The organism is Yimella radicis (assembly GCF_054778255.1).
Map to the genome: position 1 here is coordinate 206,786 of NZ_BAAGZR010000009.1, position 22,628 is coordinate 229,413.

General features: G+C 67.4%; 25 protein-coding genes. 12 read left to right on the top strand and 13 right to left on the bottom strand.

The window, feature by feature from the left end; genetic code table 11:
• Positions 1–54: 54 nt before the first annotated feature.
• Positions 55–1,137, top strand: coding sequence for a polyprenyl synthetase family protein (locus ACYU8W_RS08110; RefSeq protein ID WP_499468130.1), 1,083 nt, complete (start codon positions 55–57; stop codon positions 1,135–1,137).
• Positions 1,138–1,161: 24 nt separating this feature from the next.
• Here the strand turns inward: ACYU8W_RS08110 and ACYU8W_RS08115 are convergent, their stop codons facing one another.
• A complete protein-coding gene (locus ACYU8W_RS08115) occupies positions 1,162–1,521 on the bottom strand; it encodes an Rv2175c family DNA-binding protein (RefSeq protein WP_239701997.1) in 360 nt (119 codons plus the stop codon).
• 122 nt (positions 1,522–1,643) lie between these two features.
• Here ACYU8W_RS08115 and pknB point away from each other — a divergent pair, with 122 nt between their 5' ends.
• Positions 1,644–3,590, top strand: a complete 1,947-nt coding sequence (pknB, locus tag ACYU8W_RS08120; protein WP_499468132.1) for a Stk1 family PASTA domain-containing Ser/Thr kinase — start codon at positions 1,644–1,646, stop codon at positions 3,588–3,590.
• Between the two features lie 63 nt (positions 3,591–3,653).
• On the opposite strand, the gene ACYU8W_RS08125 is transcribed toward pknB, so the two are convergent.
• Both ACYU8W_RS08125 and ACYU8W_RS08130 read right to left on the bottom strand, forming a co-directional pair.
• Positions 3,654–4,982, bottom strand: coding sequence for a class II 3-deoxy-7-phosphoheptulonate synthase (locus tag ACYU8W_RS08125; RefSeq protein ID WP_239702882.1), 1,329 nt, complete (start codon positions 4,980–4,982; stop codon positions 3,654–3,656).
• A 96-nt stretch (positions 4,983–5,078) separates the two neighbouring features.
• Positions 5,079–5,987: a lysophospholipid acyltransferase family protein gene (locus tag ACYU8W_RS08130; protein WP_499468562.1), complete on the bottom strand. Its 909-nt coding sequence runs from the start codon at positions 5,985–5,987 to the stop codon at positions 5,079–5,081.
• Positions 5,988–6,066: 79 nt separating this feature from the next.
• Here ACYU8W_RS08130 and ACYU8W_RS08135 point away from each other — a divergent pair, with 79 nt between their 5' ends.
• Together ACYU8W_RS08135 and ACYU8W_RS08140 are read left to right on the top strand one after the other, a co-directional pair.
• The gene (locus ACYU8W_RS08135) at positions 6,067–6,816 is read left to right on the top strand and encodes an alpha/beta hydrolase (RefSeq protein ID WP_499468134.1); all 750 of its coding nucleotides are present in this window, start codon (positions 6,067–6,069) and stop codon (positions 6,814–6,816) included.
• Complete coding sequence (locus ACYU8W_RS08140) at positions 6,813–7,256, top strand: hypothetical protein (protein WP_499468136.1); 444 nt, start codon at positions 6,813–6,815, stop codon at positions 7,254–7,256. The genes ACYU8W_RS08135 and ACYU8W_RS08140 overlap by 4 nt, the downstream gene beginning before the upstream one ends.
• Positions 7,257–7,259: 3 nt before the next feature.
• On the opposite strand, the gene ACYU8W_RS08145 is transcribed toward ACYU8W_RS08140, so the two are convergent.
• The 8 genes from ACYU8W_RS08145 to ACYU8W_RS08180 are packed head-to-tail and all read right to left on the bottom strand — an operon-like array spanning position 7,260 to position 12,971.
• On the bottom strand, positions 7,260–7,952 hold the full coding sequence (locus ACYU8W_RS08145; RefSeq protein ID WP_499468138.1) for an endonuclease/exonuclease/phosphatase family protein: 693 nt from the start codon (positions 7,950–7,952) through the stop codon (positions 7,260–7,262).
• Complete coding sequence (locus tag ACYU8W_RS08150) at positions 7,949–8,947, bottom strand: ROK family glucokinase (RefSeq protein ID WP_499468140.1); 999 nt, start codon at positions 8,945–8,947, stop codon at positions 7,949–7,951. The genes ACYU8W_RS08145 and ACYU8W_RS08150 overlap by 4 nt, the downstream gene beginning before the upstream one ends.
• Positions 8,944–9,903, bottom strand: a complete 960-nt coding sequence (locus ACYU8W_RS08155; protein ID WP_499468142.1) for an ROK family glucokinase — start codon at positions 9,901–9,903, stop codon at positions 8,944–8,946. The genes ACYU8W_RS08150 and ACYU8W_RS08155 overlap by 4 nt, the downstream gene beginning before the upstream one ends.
• A 5-nt stretch (positions 9,904–9,908) precedes the next feature.
• Positions 9,909–10,409, bottom strand: a complete 501-nt coding sequence (locus tag ACYU8W_RS08160; RefSeq protein WP_499468144.1) for a hypothetical protein — start codon at positions 10,407–10,409, stop codon at positions 9,909–9,911.
• Positions 10,406–11,407: an ArsA family ATPase gene (locus ACYU8W_RS08165; protein WP_499468146.1), complete on the bottom strand. Its 1,002-nt coding sequence runs from the start codon at positions 11,405–11,407 to the stop codon at positions 10,406–10,408. The genes ACYU8W_RS08160 and ACYU8W_RS08165 overlap by 4 nt, the downstream gene beginning before the upstream one ends.
• On the bottom strand, positions 11,404–11,847 hold the full coding sequence (locus ACYU8W_RS08170) for an SRPBCC family protein (protein ID WP_129624015.1): 444 nt from the start codon (positions 11,845–11,847) through the stop codon (positions 11,404–11,406). Before ACYU8W_RS08170 ends, ACYU8W_RS08165 begins: the two co-directional genes overlap by 4 nt.
• A 9-nt stretch (positions 11,848–11,856) precedes the next feature.
• The gene (locus ACYU8W_RS08175) at positions 11,857–12,693 is read right to left on the bottom strand and encodes a hypothetical protein (protein ID WP_499468148.1); all 837 of its coding nucleotides are present in this window, start codon (positions 12,691–12,693) and stop codon (positions 11,857–11,859) included.
• Positions 12,694–12,734: 41 nt separating this feature from the next.
• Positions 12,735–12,971 carry a hypothetical protein gene (locus ACYU8W_RS08180; RefSeq protein WP_129624017.1) on the bottom strand — a complete coding sequence of 79 codons (237 nt, stop codon included), beginning with the start codon at positions 12,969–12,971 and terminating at the stop codon, positions 12,735–12,737.
• A gap of 211 nt (positions 12,972–13,182) precedes the next feature.
• Between ACYU8W_RS08180 and ACYU8W_RS08185 the strand changes: the two genes are divergently transcribed.
• Together ACYU8W_RS08185 and ACYU8W_RS08190 are read left to right on the top strand one after the other, a co-directional pair.
• The gene (locus ACYU8W_RS08185) at positions 13,183–14,922 is read left to right on the top strand and encodes a DEDD exonuclease domain-containing protein (RefSeq protein ID WP_499468150.1); all 1,740 of its coding nucleotides are present in this window, start codon (positions 13,183–13,185) and stop codon (positions 14,920–14,922) included.
• Positions 14,919–15,200, top strand: a complete 282-nt coding sequence (locus tag ACYU8W_RS08190) for an Lrp/AsnC family transcriptional regulator (RefSeq protein WP_129624019.1) — start codon at positions 14,919–14,921, stop codon at positions 15,198–15,200. The genes ACYU8W_RS08185 and ACYU8W_RS08190 overlap by 4 nt, the downstream gene beginning before the upstream one ends.
• Before the next feature lie 44 nt (positions 15,201–15,244).
• On the opposite strand, the gene trpD is transcribed toward ACYU8W_RS08190, so the two are convergent.
• Complete coding sequence (gene trpD, locus ACYU8W_RS08195) at positions 15,245–16,303, bottom strand: anthranilate phosphoribosyltransferase (protein WP_499468152.1); 1,059 nt, start codon at positions 16,301–16,303, stop codon at positions 15,245–15,247.
• Between the two features lie 4 nt (positions 16,304–16,307).
• Positions 16,308–16,751: a response regulator gene (locus tag ACYU8W_RS08200; protein WP_129624021.1), complete on the bottom strand. Its 444-nt coding sequence runs from the start codon at positions 16,749–16,751 to the stop codon at positions 16,308–16,310.
• Positions 16,752–16,969: 218 nt separating this feature from the next.
• Here ACYU8W_RS08200 and ctaE point away from each other — a divergent pair, with 218 nt between their 5' ends.
• Genes ctaE through ACYU8W_RS08230 form a run of 6 tightly spaced genes read left to right on the top strand, consistent with a single transcriptional unit; the run spans position 16,970 to position 22,576 of the window.
• On the top strand, positions 16,970–17,614 hold the full coding sequence (ctaE, locus tag ACYU8W_RS08205) for an aa3-type cytochrome oxidase subunit III (protein ID WP_499468154.1): 645 nt from the start codon (positions 16,970–16,972) through the stop codon (positions 17,612–17,614).
• Between the two features lie 46 nt (positions 17,615–17,660).
• Positions 17,661–18,449 carry a cytochrome bc1 complex diheme cytochrome c subunit gene (gene qcrC / locus ACYU8W_RS08210; protein WP_499468156.1) on the top strand — a complete coding sequence of 263 codons (789 nt, stop codon included), beginning with the start codon at positions 17,661–17,663 and terminating at the stop codon, positions 18,447–18,449.
• Positions 18,450–18,481: 32 nt separating this feature from the next.
• Complete coding sequence (qcrA, locus tag ACYU8W_RS08215; protein ID WP_499468158.1) at positions 18,482–19,558, top strand: cytochrome bc1 complex Rieske iron-sulfur subunit; 1,077 nt, start codon at positions 18,482–18,484, stop codon at positions 19,556–19,558.
• Positions 19,555–21,366: a cytochrome bc1 complex cytochrome b subunit gene (gene qcrB, locus ACYU8W_RS08220; protein WP_129624024.1), complete on the top strand. Its 1,812-nt coding sequence runs from the start codon at positions 19,555–19,557 to the stop codon at positions 21,364–21,366. The genes qcrA and qcrB overlap by 4 nt, the downstream gene beginning before the upstream one ends.
• Positions 21,367–21,413: 47 nt before the next feature.
• Positions 21,414–22,211: a 2-phosphosulfolactate phosphatase gene (locus ACYU8W_RS08225; protein ID WP_499468160.1), complete on the top strand. Its 798-nt coding sequence runs from the start codon at positions 21,414–21,416 to the stop codon at positions 22,209–22,211.
• On the top strand, positions 22,208–22,576 hold the full coding sequence (locus tag ACYU8W_RS08230) for a metallopeptidase family protein (protein ID WP_129624026.1): 369 nt from the start codon (positions 22,208–22,210) through the stop codon (positions 22,574–22,576). Before ACYU8W_RS08225 ends, ACYU8W_RS08230 begins: the two co-directional genes overlap by 4 nt.
• Positions 22,577–22,628: the final 52 nt, after the last annotated feature.

Consider the following 22,628-nt stretch of genomic DNA (forward strand, 5'->3'; position numbering starts at 1 on the left):
GTCAGTGACCGACTCGTGAGTAACCCCCGATGAAGCCCGCCGAGAGGACCCCGCGTGAACCAGCCCCTTCCCCTCGAGGAGTTGCGCGCCCAGGTTCAGACCGTCCTTGATCGCGCACACGCCCACCACACCGCTGAGCTCGCGCCGATCGGCCCGGAGATGGACGCCCTGATCGCGCCGATCAACGCGCTGCTGCGTGGCGGGAAGCGACTACGTGCCGCGTTCTGCTACTGGGGTTACCGTGCCGCCGGCGGACGACACGACGACGCGATCGTGCAGGTGGCGACCGCCATGGAGGTCTTCCAGGCAGCGGCGTTGCTGCACGACGATGTGATGGATCGCAGCGACACCCGTCGCGGCATGCCCACCGCACATCGCACGCTCGCGGCGTTGCACCGGGAGCACGGCTGGGACGGAGAATCGGACCGATTCGGCGAAGCCGCCGCGATTCTCGCCGGCGATCTGTGCCTGAACTGGACCGACGAGTTGTACAGCGCCAGTGGGCTGCCGGCCGACGAACTGGCTCGAGGTCGCGTCGTGTTCGACCGGATGCGGACTCAGCTCATGGGCGGCCAGTACCTCGACGTCCTGGAATCGGTGCGCCCGTGGGAGTCGGCCTCGACGCAGGACCGCATCGAACGGGCCCGACTCGTGATCCGTTACAAGAGTGCCAAGTACACCGTCGAACAGCCTCTGCTCATCGGCGCGACCGCGTTCGGCGTCGACGCCGACACCGAGTCGGCGCTGTCCGAGTACGGCCTCGCACTCGGCGAAGCGTTCCAACTGCGCGATGACCTGCTCGGTGTCTACGGCGACCCGGAAGCCACCGGCAAGCCCGCCGGTGACGACCTGCGCGAGGGCAAGCGCACCGTGTTGATCGCCCTGGCGCTCGACAACAGTTCCGCCGGGGAGGTCAGCTTGTTCAACGAATCCTTCGGACACGACGATCTCGACGACGACGGGATCGGTCGACTGCGGGACTGGATCACCGCGTCCGGCGCGGTCGAGCGGGTCGAGCAGATGATCACCGACCTGAGCCGTGAAGCCGGCTCGGCACTCGACCGGGCCTACCTCGATCCGGAGGGCGAGCAGATGTTGCGCGAATTGATCGGCATCGCCGTCGCGCGCGCAGCCTGACCGTTCAGCCCGGGAGGGCGTGCCTCACCAGGCCAGTTCGCTGGCCCGTTTGCGCACTTCGGCCTTGCGGCCGAGCTGCAACATCGTGATGGGTGAACCGACCACCGGCAGGGTCTCGTCCGGGGTGAACAACCAGCGCAGCGCCTCGTCGGCGGTGAGATGCGCATCGCGCAGCACCGTGATCGTGCCCATCAGCGCCGGCAGCAGTTCGCCGTCCTTGACGAAGGCGGCCGGTACCGCCAGCGCCTCGTTGGAGCCGATGCGTGCAGCGAGCAACTCGCCGTCATCGATCATCCGGCGGACGGTGCGGTGCGGCAGGCCGAGAGCATCGGCGACTTCGGGCACGGACAGCCAGGAGCCGACCAGGGTTTCCACGTCGTTCACGGCACCAGCTTGGCATGTCGTGCGTCGGATCGATGCGGCGCCGGGTCTCGTCGTGACGGGCAGAGCCATACACGCAGCCCAACCTCCCCGGCCCTGATTCGGAAGGAACTTAGAATTTGCGGGTGAGTCCAGCCAGTGAAGCATCGATCGTGGGACGAGTGATCGACGGTCGATACCGCGTCACCCGGCACCTCGCCGACGGCGGGATGGGCTCGGTTTTCGTGGCGATCGACGAGCGCCTCGAGCGTGACGTCGCGTTGAAGGTGATGCGTGCGGACCTCGCGCGCGACGACGCGTTCGTCGCGCGGTTCCGACGCGAGGCGCGCTCGGCGGCCCGGCTGGGGCACCCCAACGTCGTCGCCGTGACCGACCAGGGCTCGGACGGGCAGTACGCGTTCCTGGCGATGGAGTTGGTGCTGGGTGACACGCTGCGCCAGCTGATCCGGCGGCGCGGACCGCTACCGGTCGACGAGGCCCTCGGCCTGATGGACCCGATCCTCGACGGCCTCGCCGCCGCGCACCGTGCCGGCCTGGTACATCGTGACGTGAAGCCGGAGAACGTCCTGATCAGCCAGACCGGCCAGGTGAAGGTCACCGACTTCGGACTGGCACGTGCGGTCACCACGAGCACACTCACGGGCGACAGCGACATCCTGCTCGGCACCGCCTCCTACCTGTCCCCCGAGCAGGTGGAGCACGGCACGGCCGACGCGCGTTCGGACGTCTACTCCGCCGGTCTGTTGCTCTTCGAGATCCTCACCGGCGAGAAGGCGTTCCCGGGCGACTCGCCGATCCATGTCGCGTACCAGCACGTGCACGGCACGATGCCGCGCGCGTCGGACGCCGTCTGCGGTATCCCGGACACTGTTGACGACCTCATCGCCCAGGCCACCGCCAAGGATCCGGACGATCGCCCGGGCACTGCCGCCGACCTGCTGGTCGCGCTGCGGACGGTGCGACGCGGGCTCGAGTCCGGACACACCGATCACACCGATCACGGCGACCGGCGCACCCGTGCGCTCCCCTCGGACGCCGAGACCACCGAGACCACCGAGACCACCGATGCACAGGTCGACCACGAGCAGGTGGATGCCGGCAGATCGCACACCACTGCCATCCACAGCAAGACCAATCCGCTCGACACCCGCGGTTATCAGCCGGGCGAAAACTCCCGGCGTCCTCGACGCGGTCTCCTGCTGGTCGTCCTGTTCCTGGTGGCGTTGCTGTCGCTCGGCGCAGCCGCCGCTTGGGCCTTCACGTCCGGCCCGTTGGGGTCGACAAAGGTGCCGACGGTGAACGGGTTGGCTCAGGGCTCGGCGGTCGAACGGATCAGCAAGGCTGATCTCAAGGCACGCGTGCGACAGACCTTCAGCGAGAGCGTCGCACAGGGCAAGGTCATCAGGGCCGAACCGGGCGCCGGGTCTGAGCAGCGCAAGAACTCCACCGTCACCCTCACCGTCTCCAAGGGGCCCGAGCGGTTCAGTGCCCCGAAACTTGCGGGGTCGAAGCAGGCTGCAGCGCGGGCGGCGATCACGAAGGCGAAGTTGGGCGTGGGCACCGTGACGCAAGCCTTCCACGAGAGCGTCCCGACCGGCTCGGTCATTTCGTCCACCCCGGTACCCGGCACCGCGCTCAAGAAGGGTGCCAAGGTCAATTTCGTCGTGAGCAAGGGCAAGCAGCCGGTTCCGGTCCCGAACGTTGCCGGTCGACCTCGAGCTGAGGCTGAAGGTTCGTTGACCCGTCTCGGGTTGAAGGTGGCCTACGGCACGGAGGAGTTCTCGGAAACGGTCGCCAAGGGTTCGGTCATCCGCAGTACTCCCGCGAGCGGCGCGAACCTGTACAAGGGCGACTCGGTCGAACTGATCGTCTCCAAGGGGCCGGAGATGGTCCAGGTCCCCAGGGTCATCGACATGAAGAGCGGCGCCGCCAAGACTCTCCTGGAGTCACAGGGATTCACCGTCGAACTCGACCGGTTCTTCGGCGGGCTCTTCGACACCGTCCGGGATCAAAGCCTGCGCCCCGGCACCTCGGTGAAGAAGGGCAGCACGATCACCCTGTCGATCGTCTGACGCGTCAGCCGCAACAGGAAGGGACCGGTTCACTGTGAACCGGTCCCTTCCTGTTGCTGATCGTCAGCGGCTGCGCTGCGCGAGCATCTCGGCGACCAGGAAGGACAACTCCAGGCTCTGTTGGTGGTTGAGTCGCGGGTCGCAGGCGGTCTCGTACCGCTTCTCCAGGTCGGCGTCCAGGATCTGTTCCGAACCGCCGAGGCACTCGGTCACGTCGTTGCCGGTGAGCTCGACGTGCACGCCACCGGGGATCGTGCCGAGCGCGGCGTGCACCTCGAAGAAGCCACGCACCTCATCGACGATCTGGTCGAACTCACGCGTCTTGTAGCCACTGGGCGACTCGAAGGTGTTGCCGTGCATCGGGTCGCAGACCCAGACGACCTGGGCACCCGACTCGGTCACCCGCCGAACCAGGTTCGGCAACTTCTCGCGGACGACACCGGCGCCCATCCGGGTGATGAACGTCAGGCGGCCGGGAGTGCGCTGCGGGTCGAGACGGTCGATCATCCGCAGCACGTCGTCGGGGTCGGCGTTCGGGCCGAGCTTGACGCCGATCGGGTTGTGGATGCGGGACACGAAGTCGATGTGTGCGCCGTCGAGGTCGCGGGTGCGTTCGCCCACCCAGACGAAGTGGCCCGAGACCGCGTACGGGTTGCCGGTCCGCGAGTCGATCCGCGTCAACGGCTGTTCGTAGTCGAGCAGCAACGCCTCGTGGCTGGCGAAGAACTCCACCGTGCGGGCGTTCATCGCATCGAAGTCGGCGCCGCACGCCTTCATGAACTTCATCGCACGGTCGATGTCGCGGGCCGTCGACTCGTAGCGGGCGTACGCCGAGTTGGCGATGAACCCGCGGTTCCACTCGTGCACGTGACGCAGGTCGGCGAAACCGCCGGTGGTGAAGGCTCGCACCAGGTTCAGCGTCGAGGCACTGGTGTGGTAGGCGCGCAGCAGTCGCTGCGGGTCGGGGGTGCGGGATTCCTCGGTGAACGCGAAGTCGTTGACCATGTCGCCGCGGTACGCCGGGAGGGTGACGTCGCCCCGGGTCTCGGTGTCCTTGCTGCGCGGCTTGGCGTACTGGCCGGCGATGCGACCGAGCTTCACGACCGGGGTGCTCGCGCCATAGGTGAGGACTGCGGCCATCTGCAGGATCGTCTTGATGCGGTCGCGGATGTTCGCGGCGGTCGCCGCGGAGAACATCTCGGCGCAGTCGCCTCCCTGCAACACGAAGGCCTCACCTTTCGCGGCCGCGGCAAGGCGATCGCGCAGCACGTCGCACTCCCCCGCGAAGACCAGCGGCGGCAGCGAAGCCAGCTCGGAGCGCACATACTCGACGGCCTGACGGTCGGGCCAGGTGGGCTGCTGCATGGCAGGCAGCTGCGGCCACTCGGGCATCTCGTTCAGGGCGTCGGGGTTCAGTGCGGTGGTACTCACCCGGCAAGCGTACGCGCCGCTCACCACGTCCGAATCAGGTGCCCGATGCGCGGGACGTCAGCTCTGCGAAGGGGTGTGAGCGGCGTCACCGTCGGCGTCGTGGACAGTGCCAGCAACCGTGTCGGCGTCGGTCTCCAGGTCGATCGCGAGACCGCCCTCGGATGCCTCCGGCGAGGTCTCGTCCTTCGCGCCGGCGTCCTCGCCGGAACGTCGGGACACCTTGTGGCCGATGGCCTGGGCGGCACCGCTGCCGACGGCGACGGCCGCGCCGCCGATCTCCTTGGCCTTGGCTGCGATCCGGTCCTTGACCGTGGACGCGTACACGTCGACGTACTCCTGGCCGGACAACAGCATCAGCTCGTACATCACCTCATCGGTGATGCTGCGCAGCACGAACCGGTCGTCCTGCATGCCTTCGTAGCGCGAGAAGTCCATCGGCTTGCCGATGCGGATGCCGATCCTCATGATCTTCGGGATTTTCTTACCGGTCGGCTGCGCTTTGTCCGTGTCGATCATCGCGACCGGGATGACCGGGCACTTGGCCTCCAGAGCGAGCCGAGCGACGCCGGTCTTGCCCTTGTAGAGACGCCCATCGGGGCTGCGGGTCCCCTCGGGGTAGATGCCGAACAGTTCGCCCCGGCGTAGCACGTTGAGGCCGGACTGCAACGCCCCGCTCGACGCGGATCCGCCGGCGCGGTCGATCGGTATCTGCCCGACCCCACGGAAGAAGGCGGCCGTGAGGCGGCCCTTGATACCGGTGCCGGTGAAGTAGTCGGCCTTGGCGACGAAGGTCATCCGGCGCGGCACGACCAGCGGGAGGAAGAAGGAGTCGGAGAACGACAGGTGGTTGCTGGCGAAGATCGCCGGCCCCTTATCGGGGATGTTCTTCTCACCGTCGACCCAGGGTCGGAACACCAAATTGAGAATAGGACCGATCAGGACCCGCTTCAAGAACCAGTACAGCACCGCGCCTCCAAGAATTGCTTCGGCCTGAACCATAACGCCCACCGCCACCACCTCGCGGGCATGCGTAAAGATAGACGTCATGCAAATCCGCGAGGGTGCCACCCCGATCGTCCACGACGGCTCCCGCACCGGCGTCCTGGTCTGCCACGGATTCACCGGCTCGCCGGCCGCGGTGCGCCCGTTGGCCGAGCATCTGGTCGACGAGGGGTTCAGCGTTCGCGCTCCCCGACTCCCCGGGCACGGCACCGCGTGGCAGGACCTCGACGGCACGACCTGGACTGACTGGTACGCCGAACTCGAGGGCGCGTACGCCGAACTCACGGAACGATGCGACACCGTGGTCGCGTGTGGCCTCTCGATGGGCGCAACGCTGAGCACCCTTCTGGTGCAACGGAACCCGGAGATCGCCGGACTCGTGGTGATCAACCCGGTCATACGCACCAAGAATCTGAAGTTCCGCCTCATCCCGGTTGCCCGACGGCTGCGCTCGACGGTCTCCGGAATCGGCGGCGACATCAAGAAGGACGGGGTGTCGCACGACGCCTACGAGCGGATGCCGCTGCGTGCGCTGCACACCCAGGCGCAGCTGTGGCACCGCGTGACCCGCGACCTGGCGCAGATCACGCAGCCGGTGTTGGTGCTGCGTTCTCGGGTGGATCACATCGTGCCTCCGTCGAGTTCGCAGCTGTTTCTCTCCCGGATCTCGAGCACCGACGTCACCGATGTCGTGCTCGAGAACAGCTACCACGTCGCAACCCTCGACAACGACGCTCCGCGCATTCATGAAGCGGTCACCGACTTCACCCGACGAGTTGCAGGAAACGCATGAGCGACGAGCGCCCCGACGAACACCCGCACTCCGACGAGGAGGTCGACCGGCGGTTCGAGGAGATGATGACCGACTGGGACGGCCCAGCCGCCGAACCGATCGACCTCGAAGATCCGGAGCCGTCCGCACCCGCGGCGTTCACCGTCCCGACGCAGTGGCGCGCCGGCACCGGCCCCGGTTTCGTCGAGGAGCACGAGGAGGACTTCCACCCTCCCGCTCCCCCGCCACTGCCCAAGGACGAAGGCTTCTGGGCGACGATCGCCTGCCTGGTCGGCGGGCCGATCTGGCTGCTCTACCTGTTCTTCTTCGACCGCTACGCCGCCGCACTCTGGTGGGTCGCGGCGGTGCTCATCACGATCGCCGGCATCGTGCTGATGGTGGTTCGTCAACCCGCCAATCGGGACGAGGACGACCCCTTCGACGACGGCGCCAGGCTGTAGTCCTTACAGGGCGAGCGACCTCAGATCGAAGTCGACATAGAGCGGCAGGTGGTCTGTCGCGCGGGCGAGCTTCGCCGGATCGAGGGAGAACACCGGGCGGCTGTGCGGCAGGGACGCAGAGGCGAAGATCGCGTCGATCCGCTTGACCGGAGCTTTCGAGGGGAAAGTGAACTCGTCCAGCGTCGCCTCGTGCAGCGTCTCGCCGAACATCTTCCAGACGTCGTGCCCGGGGGTTTCGTTGAGATCGCCGCCGATGATCGCCGGGATGACGTCAGGTTGCAGCACGCTCATCACAGCCGCCGCCTGCGGTTTGCGCTCGTCCGAGCGCAGCGACATGTGCAGGCTCGCGACGTGCAGCGGCGAGTGTCCGGGCAGGCTGATCGTCGCCAGCGCATACCCGCGCGGCTCGTCGCCCTTGCGGACCTCCAGGTTGCGGTGGACGCTGTCGTGCACGTGCACCCGCAGGCTGGTCAGCAACGTGGTGCTCATCCAGCCGCGCTTGCCGTTCGCCCAGGTCATTTCGACGTCGGCCGCGAACCGCGCGATCCGGTGCCCGGAGAGCGGATGCCGGGGAGCCTCCTGCACCAGCAGCACATCCGGCTCCATCAGCCGAATGATCTCCTTCAACGCGTCCGTGTCGTCCTTGAAGGCGCGGACGTTGTACGACACCACCCGCAGGGTGTGCGCTGCCCTCATGCGTCCAGTACCTCCGTGCGTGCCAGGTCGGCGGCGCCGACCAGACCGGCTTCATTGCTGAGTTCGGCTTTCACGATGCGCGCCTCGGGCCGGTAGCCACGGCCGGACAGGTGCCTACGGAAGGATGCGCGGGCCGGGTCGAGCAGCATCGGACCGGCCGCGCTGACGCCTCCGCCGATCACGAAGGCTCCCGGGTCGAACGCGTTGGCCAGATTCGCCAGACCCACTCCCAGCCAGGTACCGATCTCGGCCAGGAGTTCCTGGGCAGTCGGGTCGCCGCCTTGCGCGGCCTCGGTGATCATCGGGCCGGTCAGTCTCGAGGCGTCGCCATCGACCATGGCGGCCATGTCGGCGGCCATCGGTGAGTTCGCTGCGATCATCGAACGGGCTTCTCGCACAAGCGCATTCCCGCTCGCGTACTGCTCCCAGCAGCCACGGTTACCGCATTCACACCGGTGTCCGTCGGGGACGACCTGCATGTGGCCGAACTCCCCCGCGATGCCGAACCGGCCACGCTGCATCTGACCGTCGGTGAGAATCGCTCCGCCGATGCCGGTGCCCAGGTTGACCATCACGACATGGGACACCTCGCGCACCGCTCCGAAGCGCCACTCGGCCCAGCAGGACGCGTTCGCGTCGTTGTCGACGAAGACCGGCAGGTCGATCCGTTGCCGCAACGCCTCACGCAGCGGCTCGTGCCGCCAGGACAGGTGCGGTGCGAACACGACCGTGGCCCGGTCCGAGGAGACGAAGCCCGCGGCGCCGATGCCGATCGCGACCGGGCGGCGCTCGGTGTGTCGCAGGAGTTCCTGGACCGCGTCGACGATGACGTCCTCGACGACGTGCGGCGCGGTCGAACGATGCGGGGTGTCCCGGCGAGTCCGGGCGACGACGGTGCCGTCGGAGTCGACGATGCCGCCGGCGACCTTCGTGCCCCCGATGTCGATCCCGATCGCGAGTTCGTCGCTCCGGCCGGGTTTCACGTTCGCGCTCACGCCTTCGCCGGCCGCACCAGGGCCGCTGCGCCGACCATGCCGGCGTCATTGCCGAGCTGGGCGATCTCGAAGGTGGCGGTCGGCCGGTGACCGCGGCCGGTCAACTGGCGGCCGAATCCCTCACGGATGGGTCCGAGAAGCAGGTCGCCGGCATCGGCCACACCGCCACCGATGACAAACCGAGCCGGGTCGAGCACCGAGGTCAACGAGGCGGCGCCTTCACCGATCCATCGGCCGATGTCGGCCAGCAGCTCGACGGCGGCCGGATCCCCTGCTTGTGCCGCCTCGGTGACGTGTTTGCCCTCGAGTTGTCTGGCGTCCCCCCCGCACTTGTCGGCGAGGCCGCCGGCGTACGGCGAGCCACCGGCGACCAGTGCGCGGGCTTCACGCACGAGGGCGCGACCGCTGCCGTAGCTCTCCAGGCATCCGCGGTTGCCGCACCCGCAGCGAATACCGTCGGGTACCACGCGCATGTGACCGATCTCGGCGGCGATGCCGTAGGAGCCCCGGAAGAGCTCACCGTCGATGATCACGCCACCACCGACTCCGGTACCGATCGTGATCATCACCATGTCGTCGACGTCGTGGCCGGCTCCGTGGATGAACTCGCCGTAGGCAGCGGCGTTCGCGTCGTTCTCGATCGTCACTTCGATGTCGACCGACTTCTCAAGTCGTTCCTTGAGCGGTTCGTCGCGCCAAGCGAGGTTGGGTGAGAACAGGACCGTGGTCCCGGACTTGTCGATGTATCCCGCACACGCCACGCCGGCCCGCTCCACGTCCTCGCCCTCGGCGAGATCGCTGATGACGTCGGCGACTGTCGCTGCGATCTCGTCCACGTTCTGCGCCGGGGAGTCGCGGCGGTCGCGCTTGAGGATCGTGCCGTCGGGGGCGATGAGTCCCCCGGCGATCTTCGTGCCGCCGATGTCGATACCGATGGTCGCTCGCGTCGAATTCACGCTGGTCATTCTGCCGAGTCACCGCCGCCGGTTCGGGGACGCGCGGCGTCCGGATCTGTGCCGGCGTCTGTCGTGACCGGAACCTTGTGCGTTCGCAGTGGCTGCTGGGCCTCGGCGGCCGACTTCTGCTCCGGCATGCCGCGACGTTGCCGTGCCGCTTCCTGCAGGCTCCCGGCGAGCATCCCGATGACATCGGCGATGCGCTCCATCGCGTCCGGGCCGAGGCTCTCGACGAACGAACCGATGCGGCAGACCGGACATACCGCACAGACCTTGGGTGCGTGTGTCGAACTGCAGTCACAGCCACCCGTGGTCGACTTCTCGGCTGACTCCTGCCTTGGTGCTTCCTGCGTGTCCGGAGCGGGAGCACCGGACGACTGAGCCGACGCCTGTGCCTGTGCCTGTGCCTGTGTGTCGGCCCACGCGCCGAGCGATTCCATCAGCTTGATCGCCTCATCGGCGACCGAGCCGGTCTCGGACGCACGTGGTTCGGACTGCTGGTTCACGAAGTTTCCTCGGGCTGCGTCGGTTCGAATGTCACCCCAAGGATGCCTTGCCGAACCGTGGCACCTGTCGCGACATGGCGCGCAAGCAGTGAGGGAAGCACGAAGGTGCGGCGCGACTCCTGCACCGCAACGGTCAACCGGTTACCTGACTGTTCGAGTTCGACCTCTGCCGGATCGACGAACGGCAAGGGCAACTCCCAGGTGACAGCACCATCTCGCGCGTCCCCCCGGACGCTCGATTCCCGGGGCGGGTCTGCCAGCTTCTCGTCCCAGTTCCGGGGCAGGTCGGACCACATCGGAATTACCCGAGGGCCATCGCACAGCACGACGTCGTCCCCCGCGGTCACGACCGCCCCCAGACGGCACTGGGCAAGAGCGAGGGCGCAGGCGTGGTGTCTTACTTTCGCAGTCGGGCTCGCGTTCCTCGCACACAGAACGGACGCCGTCGCCCGGGACATCACCAGTTCGGACAACCGAACCGCGTCTTCCGCCACCGCCGCCAGTCGACTCGCGCCTGCTTTGTCGATGGCCGATGAACCCATCGCCAGAGCGATCACCGGACGCGTGGCCCGCAACCAGCCGCTGTGCAGGGGGCCCGCCTCGGACAGCAGCCACGGCAGCCGGTGAGCCTGCAGGACGAGTCCGGACAGCTGCGCCCCGGCGTCCACCACCACCCGGTCGAAGCGCTCGAGCAGGCGCGGCAGCTGCCACAGCGCCGGGCCGCCCGTGGCAGACAGCAGCGCCAGCGCCTGGTCCACCACGAACGGATCGAGCCCCCAGGACCGGGCCGCCGACGACAACATCTCCGGAAGGTCCACCTCCGGTCGGACCATTACGGCGTCGCGGTGTGTCGTCAGCGTGTGGGCACCGAATCTCGGGTCGAGTGAAACCACACCGACGCTGAGCCCGCGCGCGGCCCAGTCGTCGGCGAGCGCAGCGGCCCAGGTCGATGAACCGGAGCCTCCGGGGCCGCCGACCAGCAGCAGCCTGGGGCTCACCCCTCGGCGCGCTTCTTCAAGCCGGCGAGGGCCGTGTCGATGATCGTGCGCTCGGCCTTGTTGCGCAGCGCACCGATGAGCGGCATCTTCAAGGCGACCGCCAGCTTGTAGGTGACGGAGGTCGTGTCGCCTGACCCGGTGATGCTGTAGGTGCCGTCGAGACCTTTGAGCAGGTCGGACCGCACCAGGTGCCAGCTGACCGATCCGGTGCCGTCCTCCGTGACGTCCCAGTCGTACTCCAGCACGTAGGTGTCGCGGATCGGTGCAGCGTCGAGGGTGAACTCGACCTGTTCCGGCCACCCGAGTTCGTCCTCGGAGAGCACCTTCGCGCTCTTCACCTGGGTCGCCCACTCGGGGTAGGCGTCGAAGTCGGCGATGATGTCGAGAACGGTCGCCGCGTCGGCGGCGATGTCGATCGTGGACTGGGTGCTGTCGGCCATGCGGCCACCCTATCGACGGCCGGATGCAATTTTCGCCAGATGCTCGGCGAACGATGCACCGAGCGCTCGCTGGGTGGCGGCGAAGGTGTCGTCGAACAGGTCGTCGAAGGGTCGCCCTCCGGCGACCGCGGAAACGACGAAACGGCGGTAGCCCACCGGATCGGTGCGCGTGAGCAGGAAGTCGCTGTAGGCGCAGGCGTGCTGGTAGGCGCGCTGGACGTCGGCGGCGTGCGAGTCCAGCTGGGCGTCCGACGGTGGCCCGTACGGCCGGTCACCCGCTCGAACGCGACGCACGAAGGTCGGTGCGTACTGCGCGAACGACAGACCGGACGCTTGCCAGGCCGTGAGCTCGGCCGCGCCCTCGGCAACCCATCGAGCAGCCGCGGAGCGAACCCCGAGCCGCACATGAGTGAACTCGTGAGAAAGGACGAACACCCTTGCTGCTGAGGGCGATTCGAGGAGGGATGGCGAGATGAGGACGGTGCCGTCCTCGGTGGTGGTCGCAGTGACGGATCGTGCGTTGCGGTCCCCACCGGCAGCAACGAACGCGTCGTGGTCTGCGAAGGCGCGGACGTGCGCGCCTGCCGACGGCCAGGGCGATTGATCACCCCACAAGGACGTGACGATGCTCGCCGCCTTCTCGGCGTCGCGGCTCACCGCTGCTCGCAGTTGCGTTGGCAGTCCTTGGGCGTCGAGCACGGTGCGGGCGCGGTTGGTCGAACGGGCGGAGGTCGCCGACGACTCGAACGACTCGGATTCGACAGATCGACCGCATGACGTCAGCACGGCGGCACCGACCAGGCCGGCGAACCCCGTGAGGGCACCGCGACGGTCGACTTCAGCCATGGACCCATCGTGGCCGATGGCGAGATGGGTCGAGCGCCAGGTCAGCCGACCGAACGCAGGCCCGTCTCGTCCACCTCCACCTCGACGCTCGCGAGGTCAGCGACGTCGACGAGTCCGAGTGAGACGAACATGTCCAGCGCTGCTCGCTCGCCGCGGTCGAGTGCGGGCTGTCGCGGAGCGGGCGGGGTGAGTGCGTACAGATGGGTGACCATGCAGTCGCCACACATCCGGTCTCGGACCGGGCAGGTACGGCAGTCGATGTGCAGTTCGTCGTGCATGTGGTCCTCCTTCGTGTTCGGTCGGATCGCTTGGTCTCCGACTCGGTTTCCACTACGCCGAAGACGCTAGGGGTGAGCACCGACAACCTGCTCGGGCCCAACCTCGGACGAGCCGCGGACACGCCTCGAGCACGGCCCTCCCGACGCTGTCCACCGGCTGTGCCGCGCGTCCTACGGGTCGTTGTCGGTGGCGGCACCTAGCGTTCGGAACATGTCCACCAGACCGGTCGCAGTCCAGGCGACACTCGACGATCTCGGCACACCGCTGTCCGATGTCACCTTCGTCGTGCTCGACCTGGAGACAACCGGCGGAGCACCCGCCGGCAGGAACATCACCGAGATCGGTGCGGTGAAGGTGCGCGGCGGCATCGTGCTGGGTGAGTTCCAGACGCTGGTGCGCCCGGGCGAGCCGATCCCGCCGTTCGTGTCCGTACTGACCGGCATCAGCAATGCGATGGTCGCCGGCGCTCCCCGCATCGACGCCGTGCTCGGCCCCTTTCTGGACTTCCTCGGTGACTGCGTCGTCGTCGCCCACAATGCGCCGTACGACGTCGGTTTCCTCAAGGCCGCCTGTCGTGACACCGGCGCGGTGTGGCCGCGGCCGGCCGTGGTCGACACCGCGCACCTGGGTCGCCAACTCGTCACCGCCGACGAGGCGCCCAATCGCAAACTCGGCACGCTCGCCCATCTGTTCGGCGCCGCGACCACTCCCGATCACCGAGCGCTGCACGACGCGCGGGCAACCGTCGACGTCCTGCATGCGCTGATCGGACGGGTCGGCAATCTCGGCGTGCACACGCTCGAAGAACTCCAGACCTACAGCAAACGGGTCAGCCCGCAGCAACGGCGCAAGCGGGTGATCGCAGACGATCTGCCGTCCGCTCCGGGTGTCTATGTGTTCAAGGACGTGAACGGTCAGGCCCTGTACGTCGGCACCTCCGTCGACATCAAGAAGCGCGTACGCAGCTACTTCACCGAGAGCGAGAAGCGCCGACGGATGCGCGAGATGATCGGTCTGGCCGAGTCGGTCACTCCCGTCGTGTGTCAGACCGCACTCGAGGCGCAGGTGCGTGAGCTTCGGCTGATCGCGCAGCACAAGCCGCGGTTCAACCGCCGTTCGCGCTATCCGGAGCGGGCGGTGTGGGTGAAGCTGACCCAGGAACCCTTCCCGCGGCTGTCCGTCGTCTCCACGGTCCGCGCCGATGCCCGCTCTTACGTCGGCCCGTTCAACTCCAGGACCGCCGCCGAACAGGCCGTCACCGCGGTCCACGACGTCATCCCGCTGCGCCAGTGCACCAAACGGTTGTCGGCTCGGGGCGGGTCCACCGCTTGCGCGCTCTTCGATCTCGGCAAGTGCGGGGCGCCGTGCATCGGCGAGCAGTCCACCGACGAGTACGCCGACATCGCTGCCGACGCCGAACGGCTGCTGACCACCGACGCACGCCCGGTCGTCGACGTACTCACCGAACGGATGGAACGCCTCAGCGATCAGAGCCGGTACGAGGATGCGGCTGACGTGCGCGACCGGATGCTTTCGTTCGTCCGGGGCGCCGCACGCGCCCAGCGACTCGATCCGCTCGCCCGCACCCCAGAGGTCGTCGCAGCACGCCCCGGTGCGGTCGGAGGATGGGAGGTGGTCTGCGTGCGCTACGGCCGATTCGCCGGCACCACCCTCAGCCCACGCGGCGCAGATCCGATGCCCTACATCGCAGCACTGCGCGAAACAGCCGAGGTGGTCGCCGCGCCGGTGGCACCGGCTCCGGCCGCGCTCACCGAAGAAACCGAGAAGGTGCTGCACTGGCTCGAGCAGCCGGGAGTTCGGATCGTGCACACCGACGGAGTGTGGGTGTGCCCGATCAACGGGGCCGCCGGCACCAGAACCCGATTGGAGAAGCAGATGTCCTTGGCGCAGGGCACCCGCGCCGACGCCGGCGATAGGGTGGCCGGGTGATCTCAGCCATCGTTCTCATCACCGCCGACGTCCACCGCATCCCCGAGGTCGCCCAGGAGATCTCCGAGATCAAGGGCATCGCAGAGGTCTACTCGGTGACCGGCGATGTCGACCTCATCGCGGTAGCGAAGGTCGCACGCCACGAGGACTTCGCCGACGTGATCGCCGATCGCCTCAACAAGGTCGAGGGGGTACTCGACTCACGCACCCACATCGCGTTCCGCACGTACTCCTCGGACGACCTCGGAGCTGCCTTCGCACTCGGCCTCGACGAGTAGTAGCCGCAGCAACGACGTCTGGTGACGTCTGGTGACGCCTGGGGTCAGGCGTTCTGCGTGGAGTTGATCCAACGTTCCAAGGCGGCTTTGGCAGCGCCGCTGTCGATCGACCTCTCGGCGGCTCCGATGCCCCGCGAGAGGGCACCGTCCAGGTCGGAATCGGCGCCGAAGCGTCCACCGCTTCCCGACTCCACCACCGCAAGGGCGATCCCTGCATTCAGCAACACGGCGTCCCGCACCGGTCCGGTCGAGCCGTCCATGACCTCGCGCACCACCTGCGCGTTGTGCATGCCATCGCCCCCGCGCAGCGCCTCCAGCGGTGCCCGCTGCAGGCCGTGATTCTCCGGATCGATCGAGTGCTCGCTGATCTCACCGTCGTGAATCCACCACACCGTGGACGTCGTCGACAACGTCAGTTCGTCCAGGCCGTCGTCGCCGCGGAACACTGCGGCGTTCTGCCCACGTTCGGCGAAGACTCCGGCGACCAGCGGGGCGACCCGCGGGTCGGCGACACCGACCGCCCGGTACTTCGGGTTGGCCGGATTGGTCATCGGTCCGAGCACGTTGAACGCGGTCGTGACGCCCATTTCCCTTCGGGTCGCCGCGGCGTGACGCATGCTCGGGTGGAAGGTCTGGGCGAAGCAGAAGGTGATCCCGGCCTCGTCCGCGACCTTCTTGACCTGAGCCGGAGTCAGGTCGAGACGGACGCCGAGCGCCTCCATGACGTCGGCCGCGCCGGACGACGACGACGCAGCCCGGTTGCCGTGCTTGACGATCCTGGCGCCTGCGCCGGCGCACACGATCGACGACATGGTCGAGATGTTCACCGTGTGTGCCCGGTCGCCACCGGTACCGACGATGTCGAGGGTGTCGCCCTCGACGCTGATCGGCTGCGCGTGCGCCACCATGACGTCGGCCAACGCCCGAAGTTCGACGACGGTCTCACCCTTGGCGCGCAACGCGACCAGGAAGCCCGCGAGCTGGGAGGGCGATGCATTGCCGGACATGATCTCGTTCATCGCCCAGGACGTCTGATCGAGCGAGAGATCGTCGCCGTCCAGCAGCGAGTTGAGGATGGTCGGCCAGGTCAGCTGTGCCGTCACCGGCTCAGCCCTGTCGAGCGACGGAGGCGATCGCGTTCGCGAGGACGAGCGGATCGATGGGGTGCGGCACGGCTGCTTCCGCCTGCGACCAGGACGCGAGCCAACCGTCCGCGGCTCGACCGGTCAGCACCAGCACCTTCGGGCAGTTCACGATCTCGTTCTTCAGCTGGCGGGTGAGCCCGAGGCCACCGACCGGAGCGGCTTCACCGTCGAGAATGAGCAGGTCGTACGTCTCGCTCTCGACCGCCTCGATCACGGCCGGGGCGGTGGCGCACTCGCGCCACGCGACGATCTCCACGTCCCGCGCCGGACGGCGACCGACACCGACGCGCACTGCGTCGCGGGTCGCGCTGTCGTCGCTGTAGAGCAGGACGGTCAACTGACGCGGGCCGGAGGACTGCTCCGACCGGGCGGCTTCGGCCGCGGGAACCGGCACGTTCGAACTCATGTCGCTGATGCTACCGACCTCACGGTCGGTGCTCGTTCGCGCCCGACCACAACGAACCGCAGATCACAACCCCATCACGGCCGCATTCGCTTGTGCCGCACCAAATCCCCGCAACGGCAAGGGCACTCAACCCGCCTGATGCTCGTTGGGTCACGGGAAGCTCACGAAACCGGGGGGTCGATGGCGCGCGTCGGAGCGAATGGGGACATAATGGCGCCGTGGCGACAGCAACTACTGCTCACTCGAGCTCCCCCGGTACCAGCCCCGCGGTGACCCGGCCGAACATGACCGCCGTCGGAACGATGGTGTGGCTCTCCAGCGAGCTGATGTTCTTCGCCGGTCTGTTCGCGATGTACTTCACGATCCGCGCCGTTGCGCCGGATCTATGGGCCGATCGCACTGAAGCCCTGAACGTCCCCTTCGCGACGGTCAACACCCTGATCCTGGTGATCTCCTCGGTCTGGTGTCAGCTCGGCGTCTTCAAGGCCGAGGCCGGCCAGCCCGCTCGCACCGGCTCCCTGCTCCAGGTCGGCAAGTGGGGCATGCGCGAGTGGTACGCCCTCACCTACGTCTTCGGCGCGATCTTCGTGTCCGGTCAGGTGTATGAGTACTCCGAGATGTTCAGCGACGGCATCTCGATGGACTCCGACGCGTACGGCTCGATGTTCTACATGACCACCGGCTTCCACGGCGTCCACGTCGCGGCCGGCCTGGTCGCCTTCCTGCTGATCATCGGCCGCACCTTCACCACGCGCCGCTACACCCACCACCAGGCCACCGGCGCCATCGTGACCTCCTACTACTGGCACTTCGTCGACGTGGTGTGGATCGCGCTGTTCGCGACCATCTACCTGCTCCAGTGACGACTCCCCCGACCGCTCCGACCGCTCGACGACAGGACAAAGCCCCGTGAGTTCCCTCGCCGCCCGCCGCCGGCATCCCGCCGCACTCCTGGTCGTGCTTCTGCTCGGCCTGGTGCTCACCGGTGGCCTGTACGCACTGTTCGCCCCCAAGAACGCCGACGCCTCCAACGCGAGCGTCGCGTCCGCCGACCAGGTGTCCGAGGGCAAGCAGCTGTTCCTGGCCAACTGCGCCAGCTGCCACGGCATCTCCGCCGCCGGTGGCCCCAACGGCCCGTCGCTGGTCGGTGTCGGAGCCGCAGCCGTCGACTTCCAGGTGGCCACGGGCCGCATGCCGATGCAGCAGCCCGGTGTCCAGGCCGGACGAGCCACCCCGCAGTTCGACCAGAAGCAGACCAACGCGTTGGCCGCCTACGTCGCCTCCCTCGGTGACGGCCCGGCCGTTCCGAGCAAGGAGTACACCTCCGGTGGCGGCAACATCGCCAAGGGTGGCGAGCTGTTCCGCGTCAACTGCGCCATGTGCCACAACTTCGCCGGTTCCGGTGGTGCTCTGACCCGCGGTAAGTACGCGCCGCCGCTGATGAACGTCAGCGAGAAGCACATCTACGAGGCGATGCTCACCGGCCCGCAGTCGATGCCGGTCTTCAACGACACGAACCTGTCGCCGAAGGACAAGCAGGACGTCATCGCGTACCTGAAGTACATCGAGACCGAGGCATCGCCGGGCGGCCACAGCCTGGGCAACCTGGGCCCGGTCGCCGACGGCCTGTTCGCCTGGACCATCTTCATCGGTATCCTCATCGGCTTCGCCGTCTGGCTGGGCAAGAAGGCGGCGTGATGACAGACCCCACTCCGCAGGAGGATCCCGCAGTGACGAACCAAGTCGCACGGCACTCGAACGACGCGCACGGCAGCCACGGCACCGCGGTCGCGTCGCACGGGGCCGCCGACACCCCGGAAAATTTCGAGAACCCGGGACTCCCCCCGCACATCCACCGTCACGGTGACCACGACGAGAAGGCCGCGAAGCGGTCCGAACTCCAGGTCGTCACGATGTTCGGTCTGTCGATGTTGTTCACGCTGCTGTTCATCGTGAGCTACTTCGCGATCGGCCAGGACGCCACCGTCACGCTGCCGCTGAGCGGCAAGGTGGGCGCGAGCCACACCGCACTCGGCGTGACGCTCGGTCTGTCGATCCTGTTCATCGGCCTGGGCGCCATCCACTGGGCCAAGACGCTGATGTCGGACGAGGAGGTAGTCGAGGAGCGCCACCCGCTGTGCTCGGACGACGAGACCCGCGACAGCGTCGTGAAGACCCTCGCCGACGCCGGCGAGTCCACCCACCTGACGCGTCGTCCGCTGTTGAAGATGACGATGGGCGGTGCACTCGGCTTGTTCGCACTCCCCCTCGGCCTGCAGCTGCTGGGTTCGATGGGTCCGATGCCGCGCAACGACCTCGAGGTCACCCTCTGGGGCAAGAAGCTCAACGGCAAGAACCGCCGCCTGATGCGCGACCCCGACGGCACCGCGATCCGTCTGTCCGATGTCACTCTCGGTTCGGTCTTCCACGTGCTGCCCGAAGGCGTCAACGAGACCGAGCACCCGCTGAACGAGAAGGCCAAGTCCTCGGTCATCCTGGTCAGCCTCGACGAGAACAAGATCAAGTCGCAGAAACAGCGTGACTGGGGCATCGGGGGCGTCGTCGCCTACTCCAAGATCTGCACCCACGTCGGCTGCCCGGTCGGCCTGTACGAGCAGCAGACGCACCACCTGCTGTGCCCGTGTCACCAGTCGACCTTCGACATGACCGAGGACTGCAAGGTCATCTTCGGCCCGGCCAAGCGTCCGCTGCCACAGTTGAAGATCTCGGTCGATGACGAGGGTTACCTGGTCGCTGACGGCGACTTCGCCGACGCTGTCGGCCCGAGCTTCTGGGAGCTTGCATGAGTACCGCTGCACACCGTCCTGCGGACGCCCTGCGCACCGACGATCGCACCGACGCCCCGAAGAAGAGCGGCGGCCCGGCCGGCGCGATCGGCAACTGGGTCGACGAGCGCACCGGCGCTGCGGGGGCTGCCAAGTTCTTGATGAAGAAGGTCTTCCCGGACCACTGGTCGTTCATGCTCGGCGAGATCGCGATGTACTCGATGATCGTCGTGCTGATCACCGGCACCTTCCTGACCTTCTGGTTCGTGCCGAGCATGGGCCACACGGTCTACGACGGCTCCTACGTGCCGATGCAGGGCGTGCCGATGTCGGAGGCCTTCGCGTCCACCATCGACATCTCCATGGACGTGCGCGGTGGTCTGCTGATCCGTCAGATGCACCACTGGGGCGCGCTGATCTTCCTCGTGTCCATCATGCTGCACATGTTCCGTGTGTTCTTCACCGGAGCCTTCCGCAAGCCGCGTGAGATCAACTGGGTCATCGGTCTGCTGCTGTTCATGCTCGCGATGGTCGAGGGCTTCGCCGGCTACTCGCTGCCGGACGACCTGCTGTCCGGTACGGGTGTCCGCGCCGCCCAGGGCTTCATCCTCAGCGTCCCGGTCATCGGCACCTACATCGCCTACGGCCTGTTCGGTGGCGGCTTCCCGGGTGAGGCGATCATCCCCCGCCTGTACACCGTCCACGTGCTGCTGCTGCCGGCGCTTCTGATCGGCCTGTTCACCGCGCACATCCTGCTGGTGATGGTGCACAAGCACACCCAGTACCCCGGGCCGGGTCGCACCGAGAAGAACGTCGTCGGCTTCCCGCTGATGCCGGTCTACACGGCCAAGGCCGGTGGCTTCTTCTTCATCGTGTTCGGTGTCATCGCCCTGGTGTCCGCACTGGTGACCATGAACCCGATCTGGTTGTACGGCCCGTACGAGCCGACGCAGGTGACTGCCGGCTCGCAACCCGACTGGTACATGGGCTTCGCCGACGGCGCGTTGCGACTGCTACCGGGCTGGCTCGAATTCAACCTGCTGGGCCACACCTACAGCTTCAACGTGATGATCGGCGCCGTGCTGCTCATCCCGCTGATGTGGACCGCGATGGGTATCTACCCGTTCCTGGAGCGCTGGGTCACCGGTGACACCAAGGAGCACCACCTGCTCGACCGCCCGCGCAACAACCCGACGCGCACCGGCATCGGCATGGCGTTCATCACGTTCTACTTCATCCTGCTGTTCGCAGCCGGTAACGACCTGATGGCGATCAAGCTGCATCTGTCGATCAACGACATCACCTGGTTCTTCCGCATCATGGTGTTCCTCGGCCCGATCATCGCTTTCTGGGTGACCAAGCGGATCTGCCTGAGTCTGCAGCGTCGCGACCGCGATCTCGTCCTGCACGGACGCGAGACCGGGCGTATCGTCCGCACGGCCGACGGTCGCTTCTTCGAGGCCCACGAGCCGATCGACGAGTACAAGCGTTGGCCGCTGGTGTCGTACAAGTCCTACCGCCCGGTCGAGGCCGGTCCGGACGTCGACGCGAACGGTGTGCGCCGCAAGGGCACCAAGGGCGAGAAGCTGCGCGCCAAGCTGTCGAACTTCTACTTCAGTGACCGCATCGAGCCGGTGACCCCGGCCGAGCTCGCAGCCGAGCACCACACGCACGGCCGCGAAGCCGAACTGGAGCAGGCTGCGATCGCCGCCACCAAGAAGCCGTCCTTCGGGCACTTCTCCGGTGTCGGTACCGCGCAGGAACTCGGCGAGCACAGCGCGTACAACCGTCGCGACACCGACGACCGCGAGACCAGCGACACCCACTGATCTCGCACCCTGTCACCGAACCACACCGACGAACCGGCTGATCACCTATGAAGAATGCGGACAATCCCGCTCTCCTGCAAGGTCATTGGCCGGTTCGTTGTGTCTGGGGTGGCTCGGGCGCGCGGCACATGGCCCTCGAGGCGAAGGCACCGTTGCTCGCCGTCGTGGTGGACGTGTGCAGTTTCAGCACCTGCGTCTCGCTGGCAACCGATCGAGGCGCGGTCGTCTACCCGTACCGATGGCGCGACTCCGGTGCCGCCCGTCTGGCCGAGAAGACCGGAGCGGTGCTGGCCAGTCAACGGCATGAGCGCGGGGTCGGAGATCCGCCCGGACAATTGTCGCTGTCCCCCGCCTCGATCCTGGCCGCAGAACCCTTCAAGGCCCTGGTGCTTCCCTCCCCCAACGGCTCGACGATCAGCGCTGCCCTGGCAGAGACCGGGGCTGAGGTCGTCGTGGGCTGCCTGCGCAATGCGCGTGCAGTCTGCGAGCATGCCGCCACGCACCTGGAGAACGGCGGCGAAGTGCTGGTCGTGCCGGCCGGCGAACGCTGGCCCGACGGCGCGATGCGCGTCGCCAGCGAAGATCTCTGGGGCGCCGGCGCCATCCTGTGCGGGCTGCCCGCCGAAGCTCGCTCCCCCGAAGCTGAGGTCGCCGTGGAGGCGTACCGCGCGGTGAAACGTACGTTGGCCGGCCGGTTGAAGACCATCAGCAGTGGCATCGAGCTCATCTCCAAGGGTTACGGCGACGACGTCAACCTCATCGGTCAGCTGAACGCTAGTAACGGCGTCCCCAAGCTTGTCGATGGCGCCTTCCAGGCGACGCGTCAGCCACGCCAGTTGACGTGACCGTCCCGCTGTCCCGCGCGGACTTCGAGGACGCCGTCGCCGATGCCCTCGACGAGATCCCGCAGGACCTCTTCGACCGCCTGGACAACGTCGTCATCCTGATCGAGGACGAGCCGACGGACGAACAACGTGGTGAACACGCCGAGCTGCTGGGCCTGTACGTCGGCATCCCGCTGCCCCAGCGCATGGACAGCTACATGTACGGCTCCTTGCCCGACCGCATCTTCCTGTTCCAGGGCCCGCTCACCCGGCACAGCCGTGACCGGGCCGACCTCATCGAACAGATCCGCGTCACCACGCTGCACGAGATCGGCCACTACTTCGGCATCGACGACGACCGTCTGCACGAACTCGGCTGGGGCTGAGCATCACCGCACGCGAGAGCCCCGGCCGAGTGGGCCGGGGCTCGTCGTGTTG

What these genes read in the sequence shown, in the direction of transcription:
- ACYU8W_RS08125 (WP_239702882.1), bottom strand. Translation starts at nt 4,982, where the DNA reads ATGCCCGAGTGGCCGCAGCTGCCTGCCATGCAGCAGCCCACCTGGCCC.
- ACYU8W_RS08135 (WP_499468134.1), top strand. Translation starts at nt 6,067, where the DNA reads ATGCAAATCCGCGAGGGTGCCACCCCGATCGTCCACGACGGCTCCCGC.
- ACYU8W_RS08140 (WP_499468136.1), top strand. Translation starts at nt 6,813, where the DNA reads ATGAGCGACGAGCGCCCCGACGAACACCCGCACTCCGACGAGGAGGTC.
- ACYU8W_RS08145 (WP_499468138.1), bottom strand. Translation starts at nt 7,952, where the DNA reads ATGAGGGCAGCGCACACCCTGCGGGTGGTGTCGTACAACGTCCGCGCC.
- ACYU8W_RS08170 (WP_129624015.1), bottom strand. Translation starts at nt 11,847, where the DNA reads ATGGCCGACAGCACCCAGTCCACGATCGACATCGCCGCCGACGCGGCG.
- ACYU8W_RS08175 (WP_499468148.1), bottom strand. Translation starts at nt 12,693, where the DNA reads ATGGCTGAAGTCGACCGTCGCGGTGCCCTCACGGGGTTCGCCGGCCTG.
- ACYU8W_RS08180 (WP_129624017.1), bottom strand. Translation starts at nt 12,971, where the DNA reads ATGCACGACGAACTGCACATCGACTGCCGTACCTGCCCGGTCCGAGAC.
- ACYU8W_RS08185 (WP_499468150.1), top strand. Translation starts at nt 13,183, where the DNA reads ATGTCCACCAGACCGGTCGCAGTCCAGGCGACACTCGACGATCTCGGC.
- ACYU8W_RS08200 (WP_129624021.1), bottom strand. Translation starts at nt 16,751, where the DNA reads ATGAGTTCGAACGTGCCGGTTCCCGCGGCCGAAGCCGCCCGGTCGGAG.
- qcrB (WP_129624024.1), top strand. Translation starts at nt 19,555, where the DNA reads ATGAGTACCGCTGCACACCGTCCTGCGGACGCCCTGCGCACCGACGAT.
- ACYU8W_RS08225 (WP_499468160.1), top strand. Translation starts at nt 21,414, where the DNA reads ATGAAGAATGCGGACAATCCCGCTCTCCTGCAAGGTCATTGGCCGGTT.